We start from the raw sequence: 26,287 nt of genomic DNA on the forward strand, positions 1-26,287 counted from the left end.
CGCGCGATCGACTTGCTACCCGATGCCCGCCATACCCAACTGCTGGCCGAGGGCACTTTCGCCGCCGACACTTCGCCCATCTATGGCCGCGGGCCCGATGCGCAACCGATGAGCACCAGCCGGTGAATCACGGGCCGATGAACGACGCCGCGCTCGACGCGATCATGCGGATCATGGACGCCGCCTTCGACCCGCAATGGGGCGAGGCATGGACCCGTTCGCAAATTGCCTCCGCCCTTCAGCTGGCGAACACACACGCCACGCTGGTCGATGCGGCTGGCCATGCCCCGCTCGATCCGGCGGACGCCATCGGCTTTGCCATCGTGCGCGCGGCACCGGGCGAGGAAGAAATCCTGCTCATCGCGGTCGAACCGGCGCTTCGCCGGCGCGGGATCGGGACCAGGCTGCTGGCGATCCTCGCCGCGAATGCGCGTTTGCGCAGGGCCGAAAAGCTGTTCCTCGAAATGCGGGAGAACAACCCTGCCCGCTCGCTGTACGAAGCGCACGGGTTCAGCCCGATCGGGCGACGCCGGAACTATTATTCTATCGCCGACGGGGCACGGATGGACGCCATTACCTTCGCGCTCGAGATAGACCCTTCTTAAAGATTTTATTCAGCAATATTCGCCTGCAACAAGGCCGCAACGCATTGCAATTTCCAAGTCTTTGCTACAAGGAAATATGCGTATGCCGCTCTAATCCCCCCGAAGCGCGCATATAAAAACTCTAGAGGAAATTGATGGAAGACCAAGATATCGAAATGACGCAGACGCTTATCGCGTTCACGTCCAACATCGTCGAAGCATACGTGGCCAATAATGCGGCCGAACTCGACGACGTTCCGGTGCTGATCAATAATGTGTATTCGGCACTTTCGGGCCTCTCGTCGGGCCAGGCGCAGGAAGAAGAGCGCCCCGAACCCGCCGTCTCGATTCGTGCATCGATCAAGCCCGACTACCTCGTGTGCCTCGAGGACGGGAAGAAGCTGAAGATGCTCAAGCGCTACCTGCGCACCAATTACGACATGAGCCCCGAGGAATATCGCGAGCGGTGGAACCTGCCAAGCGATTACCCGATGGTTGCGCCCAACTACGCCGAAAAGCGCCGCGAACTGGCGAAGAAGATCGGCCTTGGCCGCGCCCCTGGCCAGCGCCGCGGTCGTCGCAAAAAGACCGACGCGTAACTCCCCTGCCTGCCGGTCGGCTGTGAAAGGCCGACCGGTGAGGCTTGAGCGGGCCGCGCACCCGTCCTATGCCCGAGCGAAAGCTTGAGGAATCACGCGTGCCCCAACAAATCGATCTCGAACAATTGTGTGCCGACAAGGGCCTGCGCATCACCGAGCAGCGCAAGGTCATCGCCCGCGTGCTGTCGAACAGCGACGATCATCCCGATGTCGAGCAATTGCACGAACGGGCGTCGAAGATCGATCCGGGCATCTCCATCGCCACGGTGTATCGCACGGTTCGCCTCTTCGAAGAGGCTGGCGTGCTCGACCGGCACGATTTTGGCGACGGGCGATCCCGTTACGAGCCCGCGCCGGAATCACACCACGACCACCTGATCGATGTCGAAAGCGGCAAGGTGGTCGAATTCGTCGACCCCGAGCTTGAGGCGCTGCAGAAGCAGATTGCGGAGAAACTCGGCTATCGGCTCGTCGATCACCGGATGGAGCTTTATGGCGTCCGCCTCGAACGCGATGGCTGACAAGACACCGGAATTCGGACCGGAATGGGCGAAGCGGCAGGCCGCCGCGCGCGGCGAGAAGACGCCGGTCTCCTTCATGGGCTGGGTGCGGTTGTGGACGCGCACGCTCATGCTCGCGCTCGGGCTGCTGGTCGCGGTTCCGCTGCACCATGTTTATCGCGTCATTTCCTACGGCTCGCCCTTCCCCAAGTGGTTCCTCGGCTATGCCGCGTGGGTGGTGGGCGCGCGGGTTAAACGCCACGGCGTGCCGCTGCGCCGCGACGTGTTCTTCATCGCGAACCATGTCAGCTGGGTCGATATCCTGACGCTGGCAGGGGCGAGCGGCACCGCCTTCGTCGCCAAGGCCGAACTCAAGGCCTCGCCGCTGGTGGGGTGGCTCGCCAGCCTCAACCGCACGGTGTTCGTCCAGCGCGAGGACCGGCTGGGCGTCGCCGCGCAGATCAACGCGCTGCGCGAGGCGCTGATGGACAACTGGTCGGTCACCGTCTTCCCCGAAGGCACCACGACCGACGGGCATTCGCTGCTGCCGTTCAAATCCTCCATGCTCAGCGTGCTGGAGCCGCCCCCGCCGGGCGTGCTGGTGCAGCCGGTGGTGCTCGATTACGGTGCGGTGGCCGAATGGATCGGCTGGATCGGCGAGGAAGGCGGGCTCAACAATTACAAGCGCGTGATGGCGCGCAAGGGCACCTTCCCGCTGGGCGTGCACTTCCTCGAACCGTTCAGCCCGGAAGCATATCGCGGGCGCAAGGCGATCGCGGCGGAAGCGCGCGCGCGGATTGTCGAGACGCTGGAACGCGAGATGGGCCACGGCTTGCGGCCCTTCGACCACGACGTTGCACCGATCCGCTATAGCAAGGCGAAGCTGCCGCCCGTGGCAGACACTAGCATTTGATGGGTCGGGAACTTGCCGAAGCCCACGTCGGTTTGCCCCGACATGGAAAATTGCCTCGATATCGACCAGAGGGTCGAACAATTTCAAAACATTATTGAGAGCCCGTCTTTCCCCTGCGTCGGCGCGAAGTCGACGCTGGCGAAGGGCAATATGGAGTTCGTGCTCGCGCGCGACCTGACCAGCGCGTGGAACGACCTCAAGATCCACGAAGCGCTGATGGCATGGGCGAAGCGCGACCTTCCCCCGCGTGAACTCCGCAGCATGGTGGTCATCTTCGATGGGCCCCTCGACCTCGACGAAAAACAGTTCGAGGCCGCGATGTGGGAGCGCATCCAGTCACTGTCGGACAAGGACGTGTGGCTGGCACAGCGTCCCGATCCGAGCGTGAGCAGCGATCCGTCCGAACCGGACTTCTCGCTCAGTTTCGGCGGGCAGGCGTTTTTCGTGGTCGGCCTGCATCCCAATGCCTCTCGCCCAGCGCGTCGTTTCCCCAAACCATCGCTGGTGTTCAACCTGCACGAACAGTTCGAATGGTTGCGGGAGAGCGGTGTGTACGAGCGCATGCGGGAACGCATTCTCGATCGCGACCTGGCGCTTGCCGGCGACATCAACCCGATGCTCGCGCGCCATGGGGAGAGCAGCGAGGCACGGCAATATAGCGGGCGCGCGGTGGACGAGGATTGGGCGTGTCCGTTCAGCAGGGGCCCGTCGAAAGATCACGCCTTCGCGAGCTTGCTGTGAGCCAGACCATCGAAATCCCGCCCCGCAGCGGCACCGCCTTCGTCGTCGAGGCGGGCCAGGCCTTCACCGTGATCGATCCGCAGGGCACGCAGGTGTCCGACATGGTCGCCTATGCGCGCGGCGACGTGCGCGAAGTCATGTCGAACGGGCGCACCTTCGATTACGAGGAGACGATCCACCTCTCCACCGGCAACAAACTTTGGTCCAACCGATCGAACGTGATGCTGGAGATCGAGGAGGATACGCTGGGCCAGCACGATTATCTGCTGACCCCGTGCAGCGAAGATACCTTCCGGCATTTCTACCCGGACAAGCCGGTGCACCGTGGCTGCTTTGGCAACCTGGCCGAGGCGCTGGCGCCCTACGGGATCGAGCGCGATGCGATCCCGACCGCCTTCAACGTCTTCATGAACGTGCCGGTCGATGGCGGCTCGGGCAAGCTGTCGGTCGACCCGCCCGCCAGCCAGCCGGGCGAGTCGATCCGCTTCCGCGCGCATATGGACCTGGTGATCGGGCTCACTGCGTGCTCGGCCTATGCCTCCAATGGCGGTAGCTTCAAGCCGATCCATTACCGGATCGAGGGCGACGTGCCCGCCGGAGATTGAACCGCAGCGCGCAATGAATTAGACGCGCGCTCTTCATGAAACCCACGACTCCTCCCAAGACCTATCGGGTCAAGAGCTTCGGCTGCCAGATGAACGTCTATGATGGCGAGCGTATGGGCGAGCTGCTCAGCCAGCAGGGCATTGCGCCCGCGCCCGAGGGCGAGGAGGCGGACCTGGTGGTGCTCAACACCTGCCATATCCGCGAGAAGGCGACCGAGAAGGTTTACTCCGACATCGGCCGTTTGCGGCGCGAGGATGGCTCATCGCCGCTGATCGCAGTCGCAGGCTGCGTTGCACAGGCTGAGGGCGAGGAAATCATGGCCCGCGCCCCGGCGGTCTCGATGGTGGTCGGCCCGCAGGCCTACCAGAACCTGCCCGCGATGCTCGAACGCGCCACGAAGGGCCAGCGCACGACGGAAATGGACCTTGCCGCCGAGGCGAAGTTCGCAGGCCTCCCGCAGCGCCGCACCGCACCCCCGGCGGCCTTCCTCACCATCCAGGAAGGGTGCGACAAGTTCTGCACCTATTGCGTTGTGCCCTATACGCGCGGAGCGGAGATCAGCCGGCCTTTCGCCGAGTTGGTCGCCGAAGCGCAGCGCCTGGTCGAAGGCGGCGCGCGCGAGATCACACTGCTCGGCCAGAACGTATCCGCATGGAGCGGAGAGGATGCAAAGGGCCACCGCACCGGGCTCGCCGGGCTGGTCCGCGAGCTTGCCAAGATCGATGGCCTCGCGCGCATCCGCTACACCACCAGCCATCCGGCGGACATGGACGAAGAGATCATCGCCGCACATGGCGAGGTCGAGAAGCTGATGCCCTTCCTCCACCTGCCGGTGCAGGCGGGCAATGATCGCGTGCTGAAAGCGATGAACCGTAGCCACACGGTCGAGAGCTACCTGCGCCTGCTCGAACGCTTCCGCGAAGCACGGCCCGACCTGGCGCTCTCAGGCGATTTCATCGTCGGCTTCCCGGGCGAGACCGAGGCCGAGTTCGAAGATACGCTCAAGCTGGTCGACGAAGTGCGTTATGCGCAGGCGTTCAGCTTCAAGTACTCGCCCCGTCCCGGCACGCCCGCAGCCAGCATGGACGGGCAGGTCGCTGCAGAGGTGATGAAGGATCGCCTCGCCCGGCTGCAGGACCGTCTCAACCGGGACCAGCACGCATTCAACACCGCCAGCGTGGGCAAGACCTGCGAGGTGCTGGTCGAGCGCAAGGGCAAGCTGCCCGGCCAGTGGCTAGGCAAATCGCCTTGGCTGCAATCGGTGTTTTTCGAAGGCGAGGATATCGCAATCGGCGATCTGGTACAGGCTACGCTGGCCGATGCAGGCCCGAACTCGCTGCGCGGCGAACCTGTCTCCGCGCACGAACGCCGATACGAAAACGCCTGACCCCTCTTTCGAGAGGCCAGGCGCTTCGCATCGCCGATCATCCGGCAGGGATCACCAGAAGAAGCGGCTGTATACCTGCAGCACGCGGCCATTGCGGGTGTCGACCAGCAGCACGTCGTTGCCGTAGCGAATGTAGCGCTGATAGCCGTAGCGCGGCTGCGGCAGGTAATAGTCGCGCGCGTTGATCCAGTAGCGCGAACCCCAGAACAGGTTCGTGCTCAGGCGGGCGCCGACCCGCACCGCACGATAGCGGTGGCCGCGCGGCGCGACATAGGCACCCCGGCGGAAGGCATTGCGATCGGCCTGGCGATAGGCCTGCCAGTCGCGGTAGTTCTGGCGGCGGTCCTGCCGGTAGTCGCGGCGATCCTCGCGCCGATCCTGCCGGGCATCGCGGCGGTCTTCGCGCCGGTCATCGCGGGCTTCGCGGCGGGCTTCCTGCCGCTGCTGCTGTTGATACGCTTCGCGAGCGGCAAGGCGCGCGTTCCATTCAGGGCTTGTTGCGCGCTGCTGCGCGGTGGGTTGCACCTGTCCTTGCGAACGCGCGTTGCGATTGTCGTCGGGGCCACGCTGGGCATTGGCAGTAGCGGGCAGGACGAGGCCAGCGGCCACTGCCATGATTACAAGTTTACGCATTCCGGTCACTCCTTGAACGCCCATCAGCGGGCATGTGTTCATAAATATTCCCGCCAACCTGAACGGATGGCGCGCGTGCCTGTTCATCTTCGCAAGATTTTTGTCGCAGCGTGTATCAGCTGGCCTACGGGTGGCGCCTGCGTGACAGGCGCGTGACTTTCCACCGCGACCGGGCGCGCGCGCTTGCCTCCCCCGGGGGGCAGCCTAAACTCGCGACTCGCAATCAAGCCCCTTATCCGCAGGAGACGCATGGGCCGCAGACCATCCCGCGCCGGAGAGCCCCGGCTTTCCCCGCCACCGCACCCTTCGCGCGAGGTTCGTCGCGCACAGGCCGAAATGAATTTCGAGAACCAGTCGCTGCTGGTGCCGCTGTTCGGCCAGTTTGACGCCAACCTGGTGCAGGTGGAGAACCGCCTGTCGGTGTTCATCTCCGCACGCGGCGACAAGGTGGTGATCGAAGGTCCCGAGGATTCGGTCGCCCGCGCGCGAGACGTGCTGCAGTCGATGTACGACAAGCTGGCACTGGGGCAGGACCTCGACGAAGGCGCGATCGAGGCAATCATCGCAATGACCAACGAGCCCACGCTGGACGGGATCATCAAGGGGCGCAAGGCGGGCGAGGATGGCGCGCCGCCGATCATGATCCGCACGCGGCGCAAGACCATCGTTCCGCGCAGCGCGGTGCAGGCGCACTACATGCGCTCGCTCAGCCGCGACGATATCATCTTCGCGCTCGGCCCGGCGGGTACAGGCAAGACTTACCTAGCGGTCGCACAGGCGGTCGCGCAGTTGACCAGCGGCAGCGTGCAGCGCCTGATCCTCAGCCGACCGGCGGTGGAAGCGGGCGAGAAGATCGGATTCCTGCCCGGCGACATGAAGGACAAGGTCGATCCCTTCCTGCGCCCCCTCTACGACGCGCTGTACGATTGCATGCCGCCCGAACAGGTGGAGCGGCACATCGCCAGCGGGGTAATCGAAATCGCGCCCATCGCCTTCATGCGCGGGCGTACGCTGGCCGACGCTTTCGTGATCCTCGACGAGGCGCAGAACACCACGCGCGAACAGATGAAGATGTTCCTCACCCGTTTCGGCCAGAACAGCCGAATGGTGATCGCGGGCGATCCGCGGCAGGTCGACATCCCCGGCGGCGACCGGATGAGCGGGCTGGCCGATGCGGTCGACAAGCTGGAAGGCGTCGAAGGCTTCGGCACGATCCGCTTCACCAGCGCCGACGTGGTGCGCCACCCGATCGTGGGCCGCATCGTCGACGCGTACGAGGGGACGGGGGAGTGACAGTTCGCCGAGGCTCGTTCCGAAGTCTCGTTGCCACCTGCTACCTGTTGGGAATGACCGGTTGCGTCACGGTGCAGGACAAGCCGTATGACGTCGACCTGAAGAACCGCGTGTTGCAAATCGCTTCGATTCAGATTGCCAGATCGGCATATTTCTCGGGTGAGAAATGCTACACATTTGAATATTTTGAAGACCGTAAAGCCATCCGTCTCGCTATCATTCCGCAAATCCTCGCGGATGAAACCGGCAAGGAGCGGATGTGCGGTGAGGGCTTCACTGTCATTGCGGATCGCACCGCCGAGCAAGGCGAGTTCAATCCGCTTATCGTGCCGATGCGGTGAAATGAGAAAGGACTCTCACCATTATCGACGTCCATCCTCCCATCATGGACTAACCGTGGCGACAACCCGCGCGTAACGGGTCAATGGCGGTGAGCCCTTGTCGGTCACCCGCAGGATGAAATGTAACTCGCATTTGCGGTCCACCTCGGGAGCGGTAAAACCCCGCTCGTAGAGATTGTCCGCGCCCGAAAAGGTTGCAGTGGCCGGACAGGTGCCTGCTTCGGGATATTCGAACCACTGATAACTGAGGCTGTCGCCGTCGGGATCGGTAGTGCCGAAGGCGTTGAGGCCGACATGCTGCCCGCTGCGCACCTTTATCCGCGCGGGGGTTACAACGCGCACCTGGGGCGGGTGATTGGCTTCGGCAGGGCCCCGCACCGTCCAGTCCATTCGCGCTGCGAAGTCGTTCTGAAAGTCGTTGCGCCAGCGCCAAATCGTCTCCCGAAAGCCAGAGTAACTCCGGTCCATCGGCGCGATTGCGACGCCGAAGTCGCTCTTGCGAAAAGGCGTCACGCGGTCATCCGAGTTGGTCCAGATGGGTCTGGTTTCGGGTGGAACAGGCACGCCTCCCGTAAACCCGTCGGGATCGGTTTCCTCCCTCGCCGGAGTGCGCAATGCATATCGCCCTCCCCAGCCGCCCCAGTCGGGCCGGTCGGGGGCATTCAGGCCGTTGGGGATCAGGCCCAGAAAAGAAGGAATATCGCCTTCCATCCCATAGGCAACATCCGGGTATGCAGCACCAAATGGGCCGTGACCTTGCTGGATGTTGTCCGCGATCCAGGTATTGGAGATCGTCGTGTTGTCGAAGTTAGCGACCACGGCGCTCATCCCGGTCCAGGTTGCCGCGCCGTATCCTCCGGGACTGACGATATAGAACAGCCCGGGAAACTGCTCGCGCATCCATGGGCCGCTGTCGTCCTGATCCGATATCGTATAGACCCGGAGCTTCGAGATCAGACGGTCCGCATCCTGAGGCGAGCGGGTCGCGCGGATAGTGTGAAGCGCTTGGGCAAGCGTGTTCGGCCCTCCCCATGCGGTGACCCAAAGCGGTCGTGGGTCGGGCCGTTCGAGGGCTGCGATCAGAGCTTGGGATCCCGCGCTGTCTTTGCCCTCACCGACACCGGCCATTCCGTAGATGGGCTGTCCTGCGTCCACCAATCCAGCGAGCGTATCGGCTGAAGGATATGCGGGATCGTGCTGGATCAGATTGTCACGGACCTTCGCGTAGTTCTCGATGACGTATCGGATCGATGCAGGCGCGGGTGCGCTCTTTTTGTGAACCGAGGTTGTCGCGACGAGCCCCTCGATATCGATCTCGTTGGCGTAAAGCAGGAGGCGGATAAGCGATTGCGTATCGTCGGGGTCCGCCTCGATATCGGTCAGGACGAAGAGACGGGTCTTGCCAGTGGAGGTTTCGGGGGAGGTGGTTACAGGCTGCGCCGCAGAGACGGGCGAGGCGCAAACCAGCAGCGTAAGCGCCCATACCAGACCCGATTTCATGCGTGGCTCCCTATGACGCTCCGACCCAAGCTCGATGTTTGACGAGTGCTGGCGTCAGGTCAAGCAGCGCATGGGATCGGCATAGGCGAATTGATAAGGGGCGGACCTCGCAGCCCGCCCCCGGCATCATCGGGCTTAGCCGCCCATCCCGTCGACAGCCTTGCTGACGAGGATGTTCACCGCCACGCGGCGGTTCTGCTGTTTGCCGTAATCGGTGCTGTTATCCGCTACCGGGTCGGCCTGTGCCATGCCGGTCGGAGTCAGCATGCGATACGGCTTCCAGCCGCACTGCTGCTGCAGGTAGTTCACCACACGCTCGGCGCGCTTCTCGCTCAGCTCCTGGTTGATCTCGTAGCTACCGGTCGAATCGGTGTAGCCTACGACCAGCAGCAGCGCGTTCTCGGTCTGGTCGGCCTGCGCCGCGGCACCGCACAGCTGCGCCTGGGCCTCGCCCGACAGCGCATATTCGCCGGTGTCGAAATAGACGTTGGTGGTGCCCTTCACGTTGTAATTGTCGATATCGGCCACGCGCCCGCGCAGCGCCTCGGTCGCGGCGGTCTGTTCGGCAAAGCCCTGCTCGGTCCCGCGCTGGATCATCGCAGCGGTCTTCAGGTCGCTGTTCTTCATGCTGATTTTCGATGCGATCAGGCCCTGGTCCCACTGCACGGTATCGACAGACACGGGCACACCGTTGAACAGCTGGTCGTCGGCAAGCGAGGTCCGCCCAAGCCCCAGGAAGCCGCCGCGCGCCTTGATCTCGGTCCCTTCGCTGACGAGGACCATGGTGCGGGTTCCATCCGCCGTGGTCACCTGTATCCGGTCGCCCTTGCGTGCGGAGATGAACCCGTCGATCTCCGGCCCCTCGGGCAGGCCGGAAATATCCGCCGGGACATTCGCGGTGACGGTCAGAGTGGTATCGGCGCCGGCGCTGGCCTTGGTATCCGCCCATTGCTGCTGCGCCGAAAGGCTGGTCGGCATGACAATCGCGGCGATACCGCACAGGATGGCGGCCTTGGTCGGGTTGGTGACAGTCTTCATAGTGGCAACTCCATTTCTCTTGGCTCGCGCGCCCGGCAACCGGACACGCAACCCACCCGCCAGCGCCTCTTTTCGAGGAACCGGCGCATAAAAGCCCCCGCTTTATGCCCCTGATCTGTTTGGTGTGACGAACGCTCACGCGGCACGTCTGTGTGACGAGTGAAGCCAATGCCCTGCCCCGCAAAACCGTTCCGCCATATCGCGATTTCGCGATGGCGCGTTCGCTGGAAGGGACGGGCGGAGCGCATTTGATGCGTGCGCGATTGCCGCTAAGGCAGGGATCCAACCACGCAGGACGCCGCATTGCCCATCCCCGCCGCACGCAACGACCATCCCGAAATCCGCGACGCTGTGCGCGCCCTCGTGCGCGGGTTCGGCGACGCCTATTTTCGCGAGAAAGACGATGCGCGCGAATACCCGGAGGAATTCGTCGAGGCGCTGACGAAGGAAGGCTGGATGGCCGCGCTGATCCCCGAGGAGTTCGGCGGCGCGGGGCTGAACCTCACGCAAGCGTCGATCATCATGGAAGAGATCAACCGGGCGGGCGGCAATTCGGGCGCGTGCCACGGGCAGATGTATAATATGAACACGCTGCTGCGGCACGGCAGCGCGGAGCAGAAGGCGCAGTACCTCCCGCAAATCGCCAGCGGCGCGCTGCGGCTGCAGAGCATGGCGGTGACAGAGCCCGGCACCGGCACCAACACCACCGACCTGAAGACGCGCGCCGTGCGCACAGGCGATACCTACGTGGTCGAAGGGCAGAAGGTGTGGATCAGCCGCATCCAGCATTCGGACCTGATGATCCTGCTCGCCCGCACCACCCCGCGCGACGAGGTGCAGCGCAAGTCCGACGGGCTCTCGATCTTCCTCGTCGACCTGCGCGCGGCCATCGGCAAGGGCATGGAAATCCGCCCGATCCGCAACATGGTCAACCACGAGACCAACGAGGTGTTCTTCGACGGGCTCGAACTGCCCGCGAGCAGCCTGATCGGGGAGGAAGGCAAGGGCTTCCGCTACATCCTCGACGGGCTGAACGCCGAACGCGCACTGATCGCGGCGGAGTGCATCGGCGATGGCTACTGGTTCGTCGAGAAGGCGGCCGAATATGGCAGCGAGCGCGTCGTGTTCGACCGGCCCATCGGCCAGAACCAGGGCGTCCAGTTCCCCATCGCACAAGCCTATATGGAAGTGCGCGCGGCGGACCTGATGCGCTATGAGGCATGCCGCCTGTTCGACGCGGGCGAGGCGTGCGGGGCGGAAGCGAACATGGCCAAGCACCTCGCCGCCGAAAGCTCATGGAAGGCCGCCAATACCTGCATGCAGACCTTCGGCGGGTTCGGCTTCGCAGCGGAGTACGATGTGGAGCGCAAGTTCCGCGAGACGCGGCTGTACCAGGTCGCCCCGATCAGTTCGAACCTGATCCTGAGCTATGTCGGCGAGCATGTACTGGGGATGCCAAGGTCGTTTTGATCGTGGCGCAGGCCCTTATCCCGGCACCGCGGGGGAGCTGATCCCGCCGCCGCGGCGTGCGCCGCATTCCAGCGACACCTCGAGGTCGCATTCCACCCCGGCGGGTTCGTACGACAGGTCGACCTTCGTCCCGCGCTTCGAGGTGATGCCGCTGCGAATCAGCCTCGTGCCGAAGCCCTGCCGCTGCGGAGGGGAAACCTCCGGCCCGCCGCTCTCGCGCCAGCCGAATGACAGGACATCGCACTCCTCGCCCGCATCGATCGACCATTCCACCAGCACCTGCCCCGTATCGTTCGACAGCGCGCCATACTTGATCGCATTGGTCGCCAGCTCGTGCACGATCATCGTCAGCGCCAGCGCCACTTCGGGATCGAGGAGGAAGTCCGGCCCGCGCAGCACCAGCCGCCCGTCGGTTTCCCCGAAGGCAGCGCCCACGGTCAGCTGCACGATCTCCTGCACGCTGGCGGGGCGCCAGCTGGATTCGGTCAGCATCCCATGCGCGGTCGCCAGTGCATGCAGGCGCGCCTTGTAGGTTGCCATCGCGGCTTGCGAATCCGGCACGTCGCGGAAAGTCTGCTGCGCCAGGCTCTGCACCACGGCGAGCGTATTCTTTACCCGGTGGTTCAGTTCGTTGATCAGCAAGGCCTGCCGCTGTTCGTATTCGAACTGGTCGGTCACATCGTAGCCCTGCACGATGATGCCGGTCACCGTGTCATCCTCGTCGAAAATCGGCTGGAATATGAAGTTCAGCACCCGGCGGGTGGCACCCGGATCGTCTCCGCTTTCGAGCATGACCGGCTCGCGCTGCCCGAGGTAGGGCTCGCCCGTGCGGTACACCCGGTCGAGAATCTCGACGAAGCCCTGCCCTACGACTTCGGGAAGAGCCTCTGCCACGGTTTGCCCGATCACATCGTCGCGCCCGATCAAGTCCATGTAAGCCGCATTTGCCATCTGGAACTCATGGTCGGGGCCGCCCAGCACCGCGACGAAGCCGGGTGCCTGCTGGAAAAAGTCGACCAGGCGCTGGCTTTCGCGCGCGAGATCGCGGTTGCGCGCCTGCACGCGCTCGGCCCGCTTCACCAGGCCCACCTCGTCGCGCAGCTGGCGCAGCCGGTGCAGTTCGGTCACGTCCACAGTGTGCTGCAGGATGAAGCGCAAGCGACCGTCGGCATCCTTGAGCGGGGTGTGCGTGGCGCTCCAGTACCGCACCTCCATCGATCCGTCGGGCCGCGCGATATCGTAGCGGATGACCGCGATTTCATCGACTTCCCCGGTCTCCAGCACATTGCGCAGAGACTGGTCGAGCAGGCGGAAGCTTTCGGATTCCGGGTCGCTGGGAAATGCCTCGAACATTGTGCGCCCGACGATTTCATCGTGCGCGCGCATGGTGACTGCCAGATACGCCCGGTTCATCCAGACAAGCCGCAGGTCCCTGTCCATGAGAACGTAAGGATTGGGGGAGAACTCGATCAGTTCCGGGAAATCGATGTCCAAGGGCGGCTTTCCGGCAAGAGTTCTACGACGGCAGTCGGACGATATTACCACTTGCGCCAGTCTTATCAAACAAATGCGTCGATCGGCCGTGGGGAGCAATCCGTGAAACACAGGCACGCACTTCCCTGCGGCCACTGGTAGGTCTGCCAGTTGCCCGATCGGGCTGCGGCATGCACTTCAAGCGTGCCGATGGTCGGGAGGGGTCGCTCTCGCGAGGGTTCGGGGGTGCTAGGGATCGCATCCCCGGGCCTGCGGAGCGCGCAAGCACAGGCCTTGCCACGGCACTCGTGAAGGAGAACGTGATGAAGCGCATACTCGTAACAACCGTGGGTCTCGGCGCGGCCATCGGGCTGGGTAGCACCTTCGGCGCCGCGCCCGCACAGGCCGGTCCGGCAAGTTTCATCCAGACATGCTCGGACATTACCATCTCGTCGAGCCTCAGTGACGGCGCAACGATCAAGGCGAATTGCGGCACGATGACCGGCCAGATGGTTCCCGCCTCGATCCGCCTCAAATATATCGAGAACGTCGACGGAGTGCTCACCTACCAGCCCGCCGACAATGACGGAACGTTCGCCAGAAGCTGCGTGGCGGTCACATTCGATCCGGCTACGGCAACCCTCTCGGCACGCTGCAAGGACTTGCGCGGCGTTTTCAAGCGGCCGACCTCGCTGGTGATCGAGAATATCGGCAACTACAACGGCGTGCTGAAATACGACGGCGAATAATGCCCGTGGGCGGGTGACCCGGCGTCGGGCGCCCGTCCGTCATCCTGCCGATTGCCATCGACCGGCAGCGAACGCGCTTTCCTACGCTGGCACTGCTGCGCTAGGCTGGGGCGATGATTGCCCGCCATGCGCCTTGCCGAATCGTGTCGAACCGGGGCCCTGCCCGCGCCCCGTTTTCTGCCTTTGGACACTGTGTCAGCTGTGTCAGGCCCGCAGTGCCAGGGCCGCTCCGTGCAGCTTGAAATCGAAGTCGATGGCTGGCCGGAACCGGCAGGGAACGGCGATTGGGAAACGCTCGCCAGTCGCGCGGCAGAGGCCGTAGCCTCGGTCGAGGCTTCGCTGGCCAATCCGCGCCTGGAGGCGAGCATCCTGTTCACCACGGATGCCGAAGTCCACGAACTCAACCGCGACTGGCGGGAGAAGGACAAGCCCACCAACGTGCTCTCCTTCCCCATGCTGGGGCGCGACGAACTGCTCGAAATCGCGCAAGATGGCCCGCCCGTGCTGCTCGGGGATATAGCGCTCGCGTACGAGACCTGCGCGCGCGAAGCGGCGGAAAAGGGCATCCCGCTGGAAGCCCATGCGACCCACCTCGTGGTGCATGGCCTGCTCCATCTCGCAGGGCTCGATCATGAAATCTCGCCCCGCGATGCACAGGAAATGGAGGCGCTGGAGGTGAAGGCGCTTGCGAATCTGGGCCTGCCCGACCCATATGGTGACGCTTGAAACACAGGAGAGCATTCCAGGGCCATGCCCGACACCGATAGCGACCGGTCCTCCAACGCAGGAGAGGCGGACAGTAGACGCGGGCTGTGGCTCGCGATGCGCAGGTTCTTCGATCAGAACAGCGGCGAGCGCAGCTTGCGGCGCGAGATCGAGGAGAAGATCAACGAGCACGAGGGCGACGAAGCCGCGAGCGGCGATGAGCCCGGCGAAGGCGACCTGTCGCGCGAGGAGCGCGAGATGGTGCGCAACCTCCTGCATTTCAGCGAACACGATGCCGACGATGTGGCGATCCCGCGCGGCGCGATCGTAGCGGTGGAGGCCGGCGCTTCGTGGGAAGAACTGCTCGCCGTGTTCTCCGAACATGGCCATTCGCGCCTGCCGGTCTATCGCGAACAGCTCGACGATGTGATCGGCATGATCCACATCAAGGATGTCTTCCCCTACCTCACCAACGGGAAGCCGCCGCCCGCGGACTGGACCACACTGATGCGCCAGCCGCTCTACGTGCCGCAGAGCCGGGGCGCGCTGGATGTGCTGGCCGACATGCGGGCCAGACGCATCCACCTCGCCATCGTGGTCGACGAGTTTTCGGGCACCGACGGGATCATCACCATCGAGGACCTGGTCGAGGAGATCGTCGGCGAGATCGAGGACGAGCACGACGACGCGCCCGAGGAATGGATCCGGTCGCTGGGCGAAGGCGTGTGGGAAATCGACGCGCGCGCCGAGCTGGACGATATCGCCAAGCGGATCGACCCGGCGCTGGCCGAGGTCGAGGAATCGGTCGACACGATGGGCGGGCTCACCTTCATCCTTGCCGAACAGGTGCCGCAGGTGGGCACCAGCGTGGAGCACCCCAACGGCTGGACTATCGAGGTGATCGAGGGGGACGAAACGCATGTGAAGCGCGTGCGCCTGCATGCGCATGAGGAAGAGGGCAGCGAGGAGGGCTGATTGCGCCAATCCCGTAATGGTCCGTCCCGTAACGGTATGGGCCATTTTTGGGCTTTTGTGCGGCGCGTCATTTTGTAAGGTCGCCGAATAATGGCCAATCGTCGCCTCCCCCCGCTCCGCTCGCTCGAAGCCTTCATGCACACCGTGCGCCTCGGCTCGGCGCGCGCGGCGGCCAACCAGCTCAGCCTCAGCCCTTCGGCGCTTAGCCGCCGGATCGCGACCTTGGAGGAATTCACCGGCAAGAAGCTGTTCACCCGGGCGCGGCAGGCGATGCAGCTGACCGACGAAGGCGCGGCGTTCCACGAGGCGGTCCTGCCGCATTTCGAGGCGCTGGCCCGCGCGGTGGAAGGACAGTCCGAAAACACCTCGCTATTGCGGCTGCACCTCGGCGTGCTGCCGCTGTTCGGTAGCCAGCGGCTATTCCCCCGGCTGGCGGAATTGCGCCAGCTGCATCCGATCCTGCATATCGACATCGATACCGGCCCGCACCTGGAAGACCGGGTGGGCGACACGCTGGACGCCGCCATCGTGCTGACGCGCGGGCCCGCCAGCGGCCTTCACGCCGTGCGGCTGGACGAGAACAAGGTGCATGCGATCGCAAACCGCGATCTGGCCGCCACGATCGGCTCGACACCGGATGTCGATGTGCTCTCCCGGCAGACCTTCCTGATCCACAATGAACTGCCCGAAAGCTTCACCGCATGGAAGGCGGCGCTGGGGCTCGACGCGTTCGAACCGGCGGCAATCGACCAGTACGATTCGGGCCAGCTGATCCTCGAAGCGGCAGCGCAGGGGCTAGGCATCGCGATCATGCACGACGATCACCTGCGCCGCGCCGCCGACCCGCGCCTGACAGAGCTCTACGATATCGAGGTCGACAGCCCCTACAGCTACTGGTTCATCTGCAAGCCGGGCGCGCTGGAAGAACGCCCGGTCCGCATGTTCCACGACTGGCTGGTGAAGGCGGGGCTGTGACGCCCGAATACATCTGGGTCCGCCCCGGCGGTCCGATGCCGGATCTGGGGCCCGAACCCTATCTACTGCTGCTTGTCGCAGAACAGGGAGTTGAGCCTGAGTGGCGCAACGAATTGGCCGATCACATGATCGCGACCGGGTGCTTCTACTTCTGCGCTTGGGGAGTCGATTGCACCATTTGGCATGACTGTGTGGATATGGCGGTGCTCGAAAAATTCGACTTTCAGGACGTGCCGGATGAAGAGTTCGTCATGACGACGTGGCACGAAAACGAGCCACTAGAAGAAGCAATGTGGTTCGCACATCATTGTGCGGGTCACCCCGTGACGGTTTTCGAACGCTGCCATATCCTGCATCTCGCCCAGAATGCGGAGCAACAGCGTATGCTCGCGCGCTATAACGCGGCGGTCCATGCGCCGCTCGACGAAAAGGGCAACGCGCCCTGGGACGGTAAGGGCAAGGAAGTCCGCTCACCCTGAGCCTGTCGAAGGGTCGTCCTTTTGCTTCAAAGGAAAGACGGTGCTTCGACAAGCTCAGCACGAGCGGTAAATAGTCAAGTTACGAAACGCTCGCCTTCACGATCTTGCCCGGGCTTGCGGGCGGCTCGCCCTTGGGCAGCGCGTCGATGTGCTCCATCCCGCTCTCGACCTGGCCCCATACGGTGTACTGCCCGTCGAGGAATTCGGCATCGTCGAAGCAGATGAAGAACTGGCTGTTCGCGCTGTCGGGGATCTGGGTCCGCGCCATCGAGCAGGTGCCGCGCGTGTGCGGCTCGCTGTTGAACTCCGCCTTCAGGTCGGGCTTGTCGCTGCCGCCCATGCCGGTACCGGTCGGGTCGCCGCCCTGCGCCATGAAGCCGGGGATCACGCGGTGGAACACGACGCCATCGTAGAAACCTTCGCCGGCAAGCTCGGTAATCCGCTCGACATGGCCGGGCGCGAGATCGGGGCGCAGCTTGATGACGACATCCTTGTTTTCGCCATCTCCGGTATCGAGGGTGAAGGTCAGCTTGTCCGCCATTGGTATTCTCCTTGGTAAGTCTTGCCCGACCGGCTAGCGGCGATGGGGCGCGCTGTCACCACCCGGCTGCCCGTTCGGCTTGCTTTTGCAGGTCATCCGCTTAAGCGCTGGCGGCGATGAGCGCCCAATCCCCCCTCGACGATGTGATCGACCCGCAGGCGCCGCTGCAAGAGGATGGCGCCCATGAAGGCGGGCGCCCGGATGATCGCGTGGACGATGCGCGCCACGACGAGGAAAACCGCCTCAAGCCCGAATATGTCCGCAGTGTTAGGCTGGCGCTGGAAGAAGACCGCAAGGGCGAGGTCTACGAGCTGGTCGAACCGCTCCACCCCGCCGACGTGGCCGACCTGCTCGAACTGCTCGACAATGACGAGCGCGCCGGGCTGACGCTGGCGATCAGCGACCTGATGACAGGCGAGGTCGTTGCCGAGCTGAACGACTGGGTCCGCGAGGAGATGATGGAAGGGATGCCCGCCGAAGCGGTCGCCCTGATAGCCGAGCAGCTGGAGACCGACGACGCGGTCCAGATGATCGAGGATCTCGACGAGGACGAGCGCGAAGCGATCCTTGCCGAGATGGAGGCCGAAGACCGCGCGGCCATCGAAAGCGCGCTGTCCTACCCCGAAGAGACCGCCGGCCGCCTGATGAGCCGCGACTTCGTGGCGGTGCCCGAACACCTGACGGTGGGTGGGCTGATCGATTACCTGCGCGAACACGGCACGCTGCTGGGCGATTTCTTCGAAGTGTTCGTGGTGGACGAGGCGCACAAGCCCGTAGGCACCTGTTCCCTGAGCTGGATTCTCACCACCCCGCGTAAGATCGCGCTGGCCGACGTGATGAAGCGCGACCAGACGCTGATCCCGGTGGCGATGGACCAGGAAGAGGTCGCGCTGATGTTCCAGAAATACGCGCTGATCTCCGCTGCCGTGGTGGACGAGAGCGGGCGGCTGGTCGGCCAGATGACGGTCGACGACGTGGTCCACATCATCTCCGAGGAAGCGGGCGAGGACGCACTGCTGCTCTCGGGTGCGGGCGATGGCGACATCAACGAGCCGATCCGCGAAGCTTACGCGGCGCGCGTGCGCTGGCTGGTCGCGAATCTCGGCACCGCGCTGGTCGCGTCACTGATTATCGCCGCTTTCGGTGCGGCGATCGAGCAGCTGGTGGCGCTTGCCATCCTCATGCCGATCGTCGCCAGCATCGGCGGCAATGCGGGCACGCAGACCATGGCGGTGACCGTGCGCGCGATCGCGACCAACCAGCTGACCAAGGCCAATACGGGCAAGATCCTGTGGCGCGAAACGCGGGTCGCGATCCTCAACGGCGTCACCATCGCCGTGCTGGTCGGCATCGCGACCGCGCTGGTGTTCGACCAGCTGCTGGGCGCGGTGATCGCGCTCGCCATGGTCATAAACGTCGTGACGGCGGGGTTGGCGGGCGTGCTGGTGCCGGTGCTGTTCGAACGCGCGAAGCAGGACCCTGCGGTGGCGTCCTCCGTGTTCGTGACGATGGTGACCGACTCGATGGGCTTCTTCGCGTTCCTCGGCCTCGCGGTCGCGAGCGGATTGGTGGGGTGAGGGCCAGTTCGGCTGTAAGAAGGCAGTCGGCCTACGACCCCTCTTTGCCAACTTATGAGTTGGCAGTTAATAAGGGACGTGCTGCCTCGTTCAAAAAGTCTTCTCGCGCTGCTCTTTCTGCCTCTTCTCGGCAGCTGCAGTTACGTCTACGAGATACTCGCGGTTTCGATAGATGGCCAACTTGCGTTCGTGATCGACCCCGCTTCACGCTATCAGCCGGACTGCGCCTTTGGTATTCATGTCACAGCCGACCATGGAGAACCGAAGGCAGAGCCAGAGCCAGGCGATCAAGTGGGCTTGGTCGAGAACGGGGGCGCTTACTGGTGGGATGTGAAGGACACCAGATCCTGCGAAAACCTGTTCCCGATAATATATGGGAAGAGGCTGATTGGCCCCAGTGCTGACAACCTCGGATACGTGAAAGCGAAACCGCTCAAGCGAGACGTGGTCTACCAAGTGAACGCATCGGGAGACGGAGCGAACGGAGGTGGGTGGTTCAAAATACACCCCGACGGTAGAATCGAAAACTATCCCGGTGATCCCTCGCCCCAAGGTCGGTATGAACAGGATTACCCGGATCACCAAGACGCCCCGAACTGAAGACAGACTGCGACCGTCTTTGGCGTAGTCAGCTTGCCCCAACACCAGCTCGCCCCTACCTCACCCCCATGCCGCTCAACCTGACCAAGATCGCGTTCGGCGCGCAGTCCTATGCCGACCTCGAAAGCTGGTACGCGAACCGGCGCAGCCCCAACCTCACCACGCGCTATCGCCCCACACGGTGGGAGGAGTGCATCGGCGGGTCGCTGTTCTGGATTCACCAGCACAATATGGTCGCGCGCAGCGAAATCCTCGGCTTCACGCAAACCAAGGACGGGCGCTGGTCGATCGACCTCGAACCGCGACTGATCCCGGTCTATCCGCAGCCGAAGCGCGCGCACCAAGGCTGGCGCTACCTCAAGGGAGAGCCCCCGCGCGACCTGGCCGAGGGCGAGGAAGTGGGCGACGTGATCCCCGGCAAGCTCGCCACGAAGCTGCAGCGCCTCGGGCTGATCTGAATCGGAACGTCTTCCCCTCCTGACCCATTGAGAGGGAAAGGAGAAAATTCATGCCCGAACGCCAATCCCCTCACTCCGACAACGACCTGATCGACCGGATCACCGACGAGGATACGCCCGACCAGCAGGGCTCTGCCGGTGGCGATGTGAACACCCGCGTCGGGGCCCGCGCCGATCTCAACCGGGCGACCGACCCGGACAATCGGGAGCCGACCGTCGGTTCGGACAACCCCGAACAGGACGCACGCAAGGGCGAAAAGACCATGCGCGCGATCAAGAGCGGCAACCAAGCCTGATTGCCCGACCGGATGGGGCGCCCGTCACCTTGGCCGCGCCCCACTCATCCAAACTCATTCACGGCCTGCCGCGCTATCATTGAAGGCGCAGCGGGTCGTCATGACGTGCGCGCCCGTATCGATCCACACGAACGGGAGTTACCCATGAAACTCGCATATGCTGCCATCGCAGCCACCTCGCTCGCCGCGCTGGCCCAGCCTGTCGTGGCCCAGCAGGCCGACGCACCCGCGGCCACGCAGATGGCCCCGGTATCCGACGCCGAACTGCAGAACTTCGTGATCGCCGCATCGGTGATCGGCCAGATCCAGCGCGACGAAGAAATGGACAAATCCGCGAAGGAGCAGGCCTCCCTGAAGGTGCTGTCGGATGCGCAACTCTCGCCCCAGCGCTTCAACAGGATTGGCGCCGCGTTGCAGACCAACGAAAAGCTGCAGGCTCGCGTCAATCAGACCGTCGAACGGCTGCGCGCGGAGCAAGCGCAGGGCTGATCGCCAACTTGCGAGACACAAAGCCCCGCCCCGAGAGATCGGAGCGGGGTTTTTTGTATGCAGCGCCTATTCCGCCGCCAGCCAGGGCGCCTCGACGCTCCAGAAGATGATGTCGACCCCCAGGTAATCGCGCGCGAAGGCGACGAATTCTTCGCGGGTGAATTTCGCGCCCGTCTCTGGGTTTGTGTAAGTCAGCGTCGGTTCCTGGATCGCCATCGCGATCAGCGGCAGATCGTCCTTGTGCCGGTTGAAGAAGGGGTAGCTGTTCTTCATCTGCGCGCGCCGGTGCGGCACGATATCGGGCCCGCCCGCGCCGATCCCCTGCTCCACCGCCAACGCGAATGCGCGCTCCATATAGCGATGGTCGTTATCCCACTCGCAGGGCCAGAAGTTGAGGTACTGCACCACGTGGGTCTCGCCAAATGCCGCGCGGGCCGCGCGCATATTGTCGAGCAGGGCGTCGAAATAGGCATCGCAGGTGAAGCCGTTCTCGTCCCCGTCCTGCGCCAGCGGATCGAACGAGCTTTCGGGCAGGTTCACGCCGAGAATCCGCCCGTCGAACCGCTCGCCCAAGGCTGCCAGCAAGGCCTGGAAGCGCGCACGAACCGCCGGGTTCCAGTGCATCGCGGTCCACCCCTGCCCCACCGGCTCGCCCTCGCCCGGATTGTCGTACTGCCGCGCGAGCCCGCCGTCATATTCGGGATCGTCGAGGATATATTGCGGCACGTGCCGCGCGGTCGGGAGGAAAAAGCGGTCCTGGATCTGCGCGAACAGGTCTTTCCCACGCGCATTGGTGAGCGCGAGATCGGCCTCGATCGCACTGAAATCGTACTCGCCCTTCTCGGGTTCGAGCATCCGCCAGGTGTAGACGACCTGCGCGCCTTCGATATCTGGCCGGTCGAGCAGGTCGATTCTGGCCTGCAATTCGCCCGCGCCGGTATAGATGAAATTGCGCGGGTCTTTGGCGGCTGCGGGCGTGGCAAGGATGGCGAGCCAGAAGATCAGGGCTATCGCGATCCTATGCATGATCCGCCAGCTTCTCCGCCACGCGGCGCAGCGCATTGATGTAGGCCTCGGGCGGTTGCGCGCCGGGGATCAGGAACTTGCCCGCCACCACCATGGCGGGCACGCCGGAGATGTTCATTTCATACGCGGCGCGTTCCTCGGCACGCACCTTGGCAGCCAGTTCCTCACTGACAAGCGCAGCCTGTGCGTCCGCGCGATCCAGCCCGACTTCCTCGACAATATCGAGCAGCACCCCATGCTCGCCGATCCGGCGGCGGTGGTTGAAGTGCGCCGCGAACAGCGCGAGCTTGAGCTCGGTCTGCTTTTCGGCGCCGCACTCTTCCCGCACCCATGTGAGCAGTTTGTGCGCGGCGAGCGTGTTCCACATCATCGCCTCTGGTGCAGGTTCGGAACCTTCATAGTCGAGCGAGACGCCCGCAGCTTGAGCCGCTTCGCGCATCTGGTCCTGCACCCCGCGCGACTGCTCCAGCGTGCGGCCATACTTGCGCGCGATATGCGCGGTCCGCTCCTCGCCCTGCTCCGGCATATCGGGGTTGAGCTCGAAGGCATGCCAGCGGACTTCCGCCTCGATCTCGCCTTGCAATGCGTCGAGCGCCTGGCGCAGGTTGCCCCAGCCGACGAGGCACCACGGGCACATCACGTCGGACCAGATGTCGATCTCGAGCCGCGTCATTGCGCGACCCACCACTGGAACAGGTGATGCGCGATGGTGTGCGGCGGCGGGCAGCGCATCGGCGCATCGGGGGTGCAATCGAGCGAGGCCTGCACCTCTTCCATCGTGAACCAGCGCGCTTCGACCAGTTCGGTCTCGTCCAGCGTAATCTCCGTGCCCTGCGCCGTGCCGACACACCCGATCATCAGCTGGCTGGGGAATGGCCATGGTTGGCTGAGGATATAGTGCACGTCGCGCACCACAACGCCGGTTTCCTCCAGCACTTCGCGCGCGACGCCTTCCTCGATTGTCTCGCCCGGCTCGACGAAGCCTGCGAGGGCCGAGAAGGCACCCTCGGGCCAGCCGAGCCCGCGACCGAGCAACAGCCTGCGATCGTCTCCTTGGCCATGCTCGACCAGCATGATAGTGACCGGGTCGGTGCGCGGGAAGTGTTCGGCACCGCAATTCTCGCAGGATCTTTGCCAGCCGCCCTTGGCCGGTCTGGTCGAGTGGCCGCACTGCGCGCAGAAGCGATGCCGCGCGTGCCAATCCACCAGGCTGCGTGCGCCGCCGTACAGCGCCAGCTGGTCCGGCGCGAGGCTGGTCATGATCGCCCACAAATCCGGGTTCGCCATGCGCGGGCGTGCATCGCCTTCGGGCGGGACGCAAGCGAAGCACGCTTTTTCTCCGCCATCCGACCGGTCGAGCCCGAGGAACACCAGTTCCGCGTTGTCCGGCGCATCCGCCAGCGTGCCCCACACCAGCATTCCTGCGCTGTCGAGCGCGGGCGTCAGCCCGTCGAGCAGCAGCAGGCGCGCCTTCCAGTCCATCCGCGCAGAGAGCGCATCAGGATCGGCGCGCAGGTTATCCGCGCGGTCCAGCGGAGAACCGGAAAAGGCGATTGACGCCTTGCGAAGCTCAGCCATCTTATGCGGCGGCCAGGTCCTTGCGCACATAGTCCGGGAAGGAACCCTGAATCGGATAGGCTTCGCTCGGCATGTACTGGGTGAACAATTGCGCGCGCAGCTTGTGCTTGAAGTCGACGAAGGCCGCCGTGCCGGCAGCGCCGCCCCAGCCGAACGCATTGTCCTTCACGCGGCCACCGGCGCCGAAGCCCTCTCCCTCGATCCAGCTGCCGGTAAGGTCGACCGTGCTGGGCAGCAGGTTGGACGTGCCGACGCGCACCGCCGCTTCGCTCAGCACGCGCGTACCGTCGATCTCGCCCATGCCCAGCAGCATGCGCAGGAAGCGGTCGTAATCGTAAGGGCTGGAGACGAGGCCCGCCCCGCCATAGGGGAAGGCGGGCTTGTCGAGATAGATCGAGGATGCGGCGGGGTCGATCGGGAAGATCTGCCCGTTGAAGACCGCATAATTGGTTGTCAGGCGCCCCACCTCGCTCTTCGGAACGGTGAAGTAGGTGCTGGTCATCCCTGCAGGACCGAAAATCCGTTCCTGCAAAACGGTATCGAACGGTTTGCCCTCGACCACTTCGATCACGCGGCCGAGCAGGTCCATGGCGACCGAGTACGACCATCTGGTGCCCGGCTGGTGGACCAGCGGAACCGTGGCGAGCCGGTCGGCAAACAGCTTCAGGCTTTCGGCAGGCACCGGGTTCGGCACGCCCGGGATCGGCATCCTGCTGACCTGGCCCGGAACAAGGCCGAGTCGGTCGTATTCGTCCTTGATCGCGCCTTGCTGGACGATGTTGTAGCCGAGGCCGGCCGTATGCGTCAGAAGGTGCCGGATCGTGATCGGGTTCTTCGCGGGCTCCAGATTGTCGTCGGTGATCGCACCGTCATATTCCTTCTGCACCTGCATGTTCGCGAAGGCGGGCAGGATATCCGACAGCGGCTGGTCGAGCCCGAGCTTGCCTTCGGAGACCAGCTGCATCGTCATCATGCCGGTGACCGGCTTGGTCATCGAATAGATGCGATAGAGCGAATCCTCGTCTACCTTGGTGCTGCCGCCCATGGCCAGTGTACCGCCCCCGATGGTGTGCGCGTGCTCCTCCTGCCGCCACCCGAGGGTGACGAACATGTTGGCGACCTTCTTTTCGGCGAGGTACTTGTTCACTTCGGCAGCGACCGTGGGCCAGTCTTCACTGACATCGTGCGCCAGCAGAGCGGCGCCCATCGGATGACCCGCAAACAGGCCGCCCGCAGCGACCAGCGCGCTGCCTTTTAGCATGCCACGACGCGAGAACGCGCCTTCGGTGAAATCTGCGTAAGCCATCATGCTCTCCCGAATGCGTTTTGAGGCAAAACTTAAACCCCGACGACCGCAGGTCAATCGCGCATTTGGTCTCACGAGCCGGTTTGCGCAGCAAGACGCGCCTGTGGTTTTCATTTACCATCTTGCCAGAGGCCGGTGCCTTAGCCATATAAGACACATGCTCAACATCTTTTCCTGGCTGTTCGGACTCGTCGGCCTCGTCATCGTGATCCTTGGCTTGATTCCCTTCATCGGAATCCTGAACTGGCTCGCGCTTCCCTTCCTCGTGATCGGAGCGATCCTCGGCTTCCTGTCGTCGAGCACCAGCGGACGCACGTTCTGCATCATCGTGCTGATCGTGTCGGTCATCCGCCTGTTCCTGGGCGGCGGCATCCTCTGATCCAGCGTTAGAGCAGGCGCTCCGGCGCCGCTCTGGCCAGCGCTGCCGCCTTGGCAAACAGGGTCGGCAGACCTGCCTCGTCGAGCCGGTCGAGAGGCCACCATTCGCCTGCACCGGTGACGAGACTTGGGTTCTCGCGATAGCGCACCACGCGCAGTTCGATGGTGAAATGAGTGAAGGTGTGGCGCACGGTGCCAACATCCGACCATTCGCCCTTCAGTGGCCCATCGCCGGACCCATCGTTCGCCGCCGACCAGCCATCGTCGGGCAAAGCGCGCATCCCGCCGAGCATTCCGGTGCCCGGGCGTTTCACAAGCCAGACCTTCCCTCCGTGCTCGATCCAGAAGGCGCGGCCCTGCCGTACGGGCTTGGCCTTCTTCGGTGCCTTCACCGGCAGCCGCTCGGGATCGTTGCCGCGCGCAGCGCACGGCCCCGCAAGCGGGCAGGCATCGCATTTCGGCGCGCGCGGCGTGCAGATCCGCGAACCCAGGTCCATCATCGCCTGCGCAAAGTCGCCGCTCCGCTCATCCGGCGTAATACGCTCCGCCGCCGTCCTGATAGTCTTGCGTGCGCCGGGCAAAGGCTCGCGAATCGCAAACAGCCGCGCGACCACCCGCTCGACATTGGCATCGACCACCACCGCGCGCCGCCCGAAGGCTATCGCCGCGATGGCGGCTGCGGTGTAGGCGCCGACGCCGGGCAGCGCACGCAAACCCTCCTCCGTGTCCGGGAATCCGCCACGCTCGGCCACCAACCGCGCGGCCTTCACCAGGTTGCGCGCACGCGAATAATAGCCAAGCCCGGCCCACTCGGCCATCACGTCGGCCTCGTTAGAAGACGCAAGCGTCTCGATATTCGGCCAACGATACGTAAACGTCTCGAAATAAGGCTTGACCGCCGCAACCGTGGTCTGTTGCAGCATGATTTCCGACAGCCAGACGCGGTACGGGTCCGGCGCAGGCTCACCGCGGAGCGCGCGCCACGGCAGGGCACGCGCGTGATCGTCGTACCAGGCGAGAAGTTTTGCCGGGATCTGTCGGTCTGGGCGGGTGGCGGTCACGCGCGCGCTATGGCAT

Annotated in this window: 31 protein-coding genes; 21 read left to right on the forward strand and 10 right to left on the reverse strand. The window is 64.2% G+C overall.

Annotation, left to right across the window (positions count from 1 at the left end; all coding sequences use genetic code 11):
* Positions 1-137: 137 nt before the first annotated feature.
* The 7 genes from ACEQXE_RS09425 to miaB all read left to right on the forward strand — a co-directional run bounded on the left by ACEQXE_RS09425 (position 138) and on the right by miaB (position 5,330).
* Complete coding sequence (locus ACEQXE_RS09425) at positions 138-605, forward strand: GNAT family N-acetyltransferase (protein ID WP_370178731.1); 468 nt, start codon at positions 138-140, stop codon at positions 603-605.
* Between the two features lie 134 nt (positions 606-739).
* The gene (locus ACEQXE_RS09430) at positions 740-1,183 is read left to right on the forward strand and encodes a MucR family transcriptional regulator (protein WP_370178732.1); all 444 of its coding nucleotides are present in this window, start codon (positions 740-742) and stop codon (positions 1,181-1,183) included.
* A gap of 98 nt (positions 1,184-1,281) precedes the next feature.
* On the forward strand, positions 1,282-1,704 hold the full coding sequence (locus ACEQXE_RS09435) for a Fur family transcriptional regulator (protein ID WP_370178734.1): 423 nt from the start codon (positions 1,282-1,284) through the stop codon (positions 1,702-1,704).
* Positions 1,676-2,596, forward strand: a complete 921-nt coding sequence (locus ACEQXE_RS09440; protein WP_370178736.1) for a lysophospholipid acyltransferase family protein — start codon at positions 1,676-1,678, stop codon at positions 2,594-2,596. Before ACEQXE_RS09435 ends, ACEQXE_RS09440 begins: the two co-directional genes overlap by 29 nt.
* Before the next feature lie 42 nt (positions 2,597-2,638).
* The gene (gene gntA, locus ACEQXE_RS09445; protein ID WP_370178812.1) at positions 2,639-3,337 is read left to right on the forward strand and encodes a guanitoxin biosynthesis heme-dependent pre-guanitoxin N-hydroxylase GntA; all 699 of its coding nucleotides are present in this window, start codon (positions 2,639-2,641) and stop codon (positions 3,335-3,337) included.
* Positions 3,334-3,942 carry a DUF1989 domain-containing protein gene (locus tag ACEQXE_RS09450; RefSeq protein ID WP_370178737.1) on the forward strand — a complete coding sequence of 203 codons (609 nt, stop codon included), beginning with the start codon at positions 3,334-3,336 and terminating at the stop codon, positions 3,940-3,942. The genes gntA and ACEQXE_RS09450 overlap by 4 nt, the downstream gene beginning before the upstream one ends.
* Positions 3,943-3,977: 35 nt before the next feature.
* Positions 3,978-5,330: a tRNA (N6-isopentenyl adenosine(37)-C2)-methylthiotransferase MiaB gene (miaB, locus tag ACEQXE_RS09455; RefSeq protein ID WP_370178739.1), complete on the forward strand. Its 1,353-nt coding sequence runs from the start codon at positions 3,978-3,980 to the stop codon at positions 5,328-5,330.
* A 51-nt stretch (positions 5,331-5,381) separates the two neighbouring features.
* On the opposite strand, the gene ACEQXE_RS09460 is transcribed toward miaB, so the two are convergent.
* Positions 5,382-5,963, reverse strand: coding sequence for an RcnB family protein (locus ACEQXE_RS09460; protein WP_370178740.1), 582 nt, complete (start codon positions 5,961-5,963; stop codon positions 5,382-5,384).
* 249 nt (positions 5,964-6,212) lie between these two features.
* Between ACEQXE_RS09460 and ACEQXE_RS09465 the strand changes: the two genes are divergently transcribed.
* Both ACEQXE_RS09465 and ACEQXE_RS09470 read left to right on the forward strand, forming a co-directional pair.
* On the forward strand, positions 6,213-7,256 hold the full coding sequence (locus tag ACEQXE_RS09465; protein ID WP_370178741.1) for a PhoH family protein: 1,044 nt from the start codon (positions 6,213-6,215) through the stop codon (positions 7,254-7,256).
* Positions 7,253-7,597, forward strand: coding sequence for a hypothetical protein (locus tag ACEQXE_RS09470; RefSeq protein ID WP_370178743.1), 345 nt, complete (start codon positions 7,253-7,255; stop codon positions 7,595-7,597). Before ACEQXE_RS09465 ends, ACEQXE_RS09470 begins: the two co-directional genes overlap by 4 nt.
* A gap of 42 nt (positions 7,598-7,639) precedes the next feature.
* Here ACEQXE_RS09470 and ACEQXE_RS09475 read toward each other — a convergent pair whose 3' ends face one another.
* On the reverse strand, positions 7,640-9,097 hold the full coding sequence (locus ACEQXE_RS09475) for a nucleoside hydrolase-like domain-containing protein (RefSeq protein ID WP_370178745.1): 1,458 nt from the start codon (positions 9,095-9,097) through the stop codon (positions 7,640-7,642).
* Positions 9,098-9,232: 135 nt separating this feature from the next.
* Positions 9,233-10,135: an OmpA family protein gene (locus ACEQXE_RS09480; protein WP_370178746.1), complete on the reverse strand. Its 903-nt coding sequence runs from the start codon at positions 10,133-10,135 to the stop codon at positions 9,233-9,235.
* A gap of 303 nt (positions 10,136-10,438) precedes the next feature.
* Between ACEQXE_RS09480 and ACEQXE_RS09485 the strand changes: the two genes are divergently transcribed.
* A complete protein-coding gene (locus ACEQXE_RS09485; protein WP_370178748.1) occupies positions 10,439-11,605 on the forward strand; it encodes an acyl-CoA dehydrogenase family protein in 1,167 nt (388 codons plus the stop codon).
* Between the two features lie 15 nt (positions 11,606-11,620).
* Here the strand turns inward: ACEQXE_RS09485 and ACEQXE_RS09490 are convergent, their stop codons facing one another.
* Entirely contained in the window at positions 11,621-13,099 is a 1,479-nt protein-coding gene (locus ACEQXE_RS09490; protein ID WP_370178751.1) for a sensor histidine kinase, read from the reverse strand.
* A gap of 302 nt (positions 13,100-13,401) precedes the next feature.
* Between ACEQXE_RS09490 and ACEQXE_RS09495 the strand changes: the two genes are divergently transcribed.
* The 5 genes from ACEQXE_RS09495 to ACEQXE_RS09515 all read left to right on the forward strand — a co-directional run bounded on the left by ACEQXE_RS09495 (position 13,402) and on the right by ACEQXE_RS09515 (position 16,961).
* Complete coding sequence (locus ACEQXE_RS09495; RefSeq protein WP_370178754.1) at positions 13,402-13,827, forward strand: CVNH domain-containing protein; 426 nt, start codon at positions 13,402-13,404, stop codon at positions 13,825-13,827.
* Positions 13,828-14,058: 231 nt separating this feature from the next.
* On the forward strand, positions 14,059-14,553 hold the full coding sequence (gene ybeY, locus ACEQXE_RS09500) for an rRNA maturation RNase YbeY (RefSeq protein ID WP_370178756.1): 495 nt from the start codon (positions 14,059-14,061) through the stop codon (positions 14,551-14,553).
* A gap of 24 nt (positions 14,554-14,577) precedes the next feature.
* Positions 14,578-15,507, forward strand: a complete 930-nt coding sequence (locus ACEQXE_RS09505; RefSeq protein WP_370178758.1) for a hemolysin family protein — start codon at positions 14,578-14,580, stop codon at positions 15,505-15,507.
* Positions 15,508-15,597: 90 nt separating this feature from the next.
* Positions 15,598-16,482 (forward strand): LysR substrate-binding domain-containing protein, encoded by an 885-nt coding sequence (locus tag ACEQXE_RS09510; RefSeq protein ID WP_370178761.1) that lies wholly within the window; start codon positions 15,598-15,600, stop codon positions 16,480-16,482.
* Positions 16,479-16,961, forward strand: coding sequence for a hypothetical protein (locus tag ACEQXE_RS09515; RefSeq protein ID WP_370178764.1), 483 nt, complete (start codon positions 16,479-16,481; stop codon positions 16,959-16,961). The genes ACEQXE_RS09510 and ACEQXE_RS09515 overlap by 4 nt, the downstream gene beginning before the upstream one ends.
* A gap of 79 nt (positions 16,962-17,040) precedes the next feature.
* Here the strand turns inward: ACEQXE_RS09515 and ACEQXE_RS09520 are convergent, their stop codons facing one another.
* Positions 17,041-17,502 (reverse strand): peptidylprolyl isomerase, encoded by a 462-nt coding sequence (locus tag ACEQXE_RS09520; protein WP_370178767.1) that lies wholly within the window; start codon positions 17,500-17,502, stop codon positions 17,041-17,043.
* A 116-nt stretch (positions 17,503-17,618) separates the two neighbouring features.
* On the opposite strand from ACEQXE_RS09520, the gene mgtE reads away from it, so the two are divergent.
* The 5 genes from mgtE to ACEQXE_RS09545 all read left to right on the forward strand — a co-directional run bounded on the left by mgtE (position 17,619) and on the right by ACEQXE_RS09545 (position 20,922).
* On the forward strand, positions 17,619-19,079 hold the full coding sequence (gene mgtE / locus ACEQXE_RS09525) for a magnesium transporter (RefSeq protein WP_370178770.1): 1,461 nt from the start codon (positions 17,619-17,621) through the stop codon (positions 19,077-19,079).
* A gap of 54 nt (positions 19,080-19,133) precedes the next feature.
* Positions 19,134-19,679 carry a hypothetical protein gene (locus ACEQXE_RS09530; RefSeq protein ID WP_372520158.1) on the forward strand — a complete coding sequence of 182 codons (546 nt, stop codon included), beginning with the start codon at positions 19,134-19,136 and terminating at the stop codon, positions 19,677-19,679.
* Positions 19,680-19,747: 68 nt separating this feature from the next.
* Positions 19,748-20,137, forward strand: coding sequence for a DUF1489 family protein (locus ACEQXE_RS09535; protein WP_370178773.1), 390 nt, complete (start codon positions 19,748-19,750; stop codon positions 20,135-20,137).
* Between the two features lie 50 nt (positions 20,138-20,187).
* Positions 20,188-20,433: a hypothetical protein gene (locus ACEQXE_RS09540; RefSeq protein WP_370178776.1), complete on the forward strand. Its 246-nt coding sequence runs from the start codon at positions 20,188-20,190 to the stop codon at positions 20,431-20,433.
* A gap of 144 nt (positions 20,434-20,577) precedes the next feature.
* Complete coding sequence (locus ACEQXE_RS09545) at positions 20,578-20,922, forward strand: DUF4168 domain-containing protein (RefSeq protein WP_370178779.1); 345 nt, start codon at positions 20,578-20,580, stop codon at positions 20,920-20,922.
* A gap of 66 nt (positions 20,923-20,988) precedes the next feature.
* Here ACEQXE_RS09545 and ACEQXE_RS09550 read toward each other — a convergent pair whose 3' ends face one another.
* Genes ACEQXE_RS09550 through ACEQXE_RS09565 form a run of 4 tightly spaced genes read right to left on the reverse strand, consistent with a single transcriptional unit; the run spans position 20,989 to position 24,832 of the window.
* Positions 20,989-21,948, reverse strand: a complete 960-nt coding sequence (locus tag ACEQXE_RS09550; protein WP_370178782.1) for a hypothetical protein — start codon at positions 21,946-21,948, stop codon at positions 20,989-20,991.
* On the reverse strand, positions 21,941-22,621 hold the full coding sequence (locus ACEQXE_RS09555; protein ID WP_370178784.1) for a DsbA family oxidoreductase: 681 nt from the start codon (positions 22,619-22,621) through the stop codon (positions 21,941-21,943). Before ACEQXE_RS09555 ends, ACEQXE_RS09550 begins: the two co-directional genes overlap by 8 nt.
* Entirely contained in the window at positions 22,618-23,526 is a 909-nt protein-coding gene (gene nudC, locus ACEQXE_RS09560; protein ID WP_370178786.1) for an NAD(+) diphosphatase, read from the reverse strand. The genes ACEQXE_RS09555 and nudC overlap by 4 nt, the downstream gene beginning before the upstream one ends.
* A gap of 1 nt (position 23,527) precedes the next feature.
* Complete coding sequence (locus ACEQXE_RS09565; protein ID WP_370178814.1) at positions 23,528-24,832, reverse strand: serine hydrolase domain-containing protein; 1,305 nt, start codon at positions 24,830-24,832, stop codon at positions 23,528-23,530.
* Positions 24,833-24,989: 157 nt separating this feature from the next.
* On the opposite strand from ACEQXE_RS09565, the gene ACEQXE_RS09570 reads away from it, so the two are divergent.
* The gene (locus ACEQXE_RS09570; RefSeq protein ID WP_370178788.1) at positions 24,990-25,211 is read left to right on the forward strand and encodes a hypothetical protein; all 222 of its coding nucleotides are present in this window, start codon (positions 24,990-24,992) and stop codon (positions 25,209-25,211) included.
* A 7-nt stretch (positions 25,212-25,218) separates the two neighbouring features.
* On the opposite strand, the gene ACEQXE_RS09575 is transcribed toward ACEQXE_RS09570, so the two are convergent.
* Positions 25,219-26,271, reverse strand: a complete 1,053-nt coding sequence (locus tag ACEQXE_RS09575; protein ID WP_370178790.1) for an A/G-specific adenine glycosylase — start codon at positions 26,269-26,271, stop codon at positions 25,219-25,221.
* Positions 26,272-26,287 lie beyond the last annotated feature (16 nt).

It is taken from the genome of Alteriqipengyuania sp., from assembly GCF_964222115.1.
Lineage (GTDB): Bacteria > Pseudomonadota > Alphaproteobacteria > Sphingomonadales > Sphingomonadaceae > Alteriqipengyuania.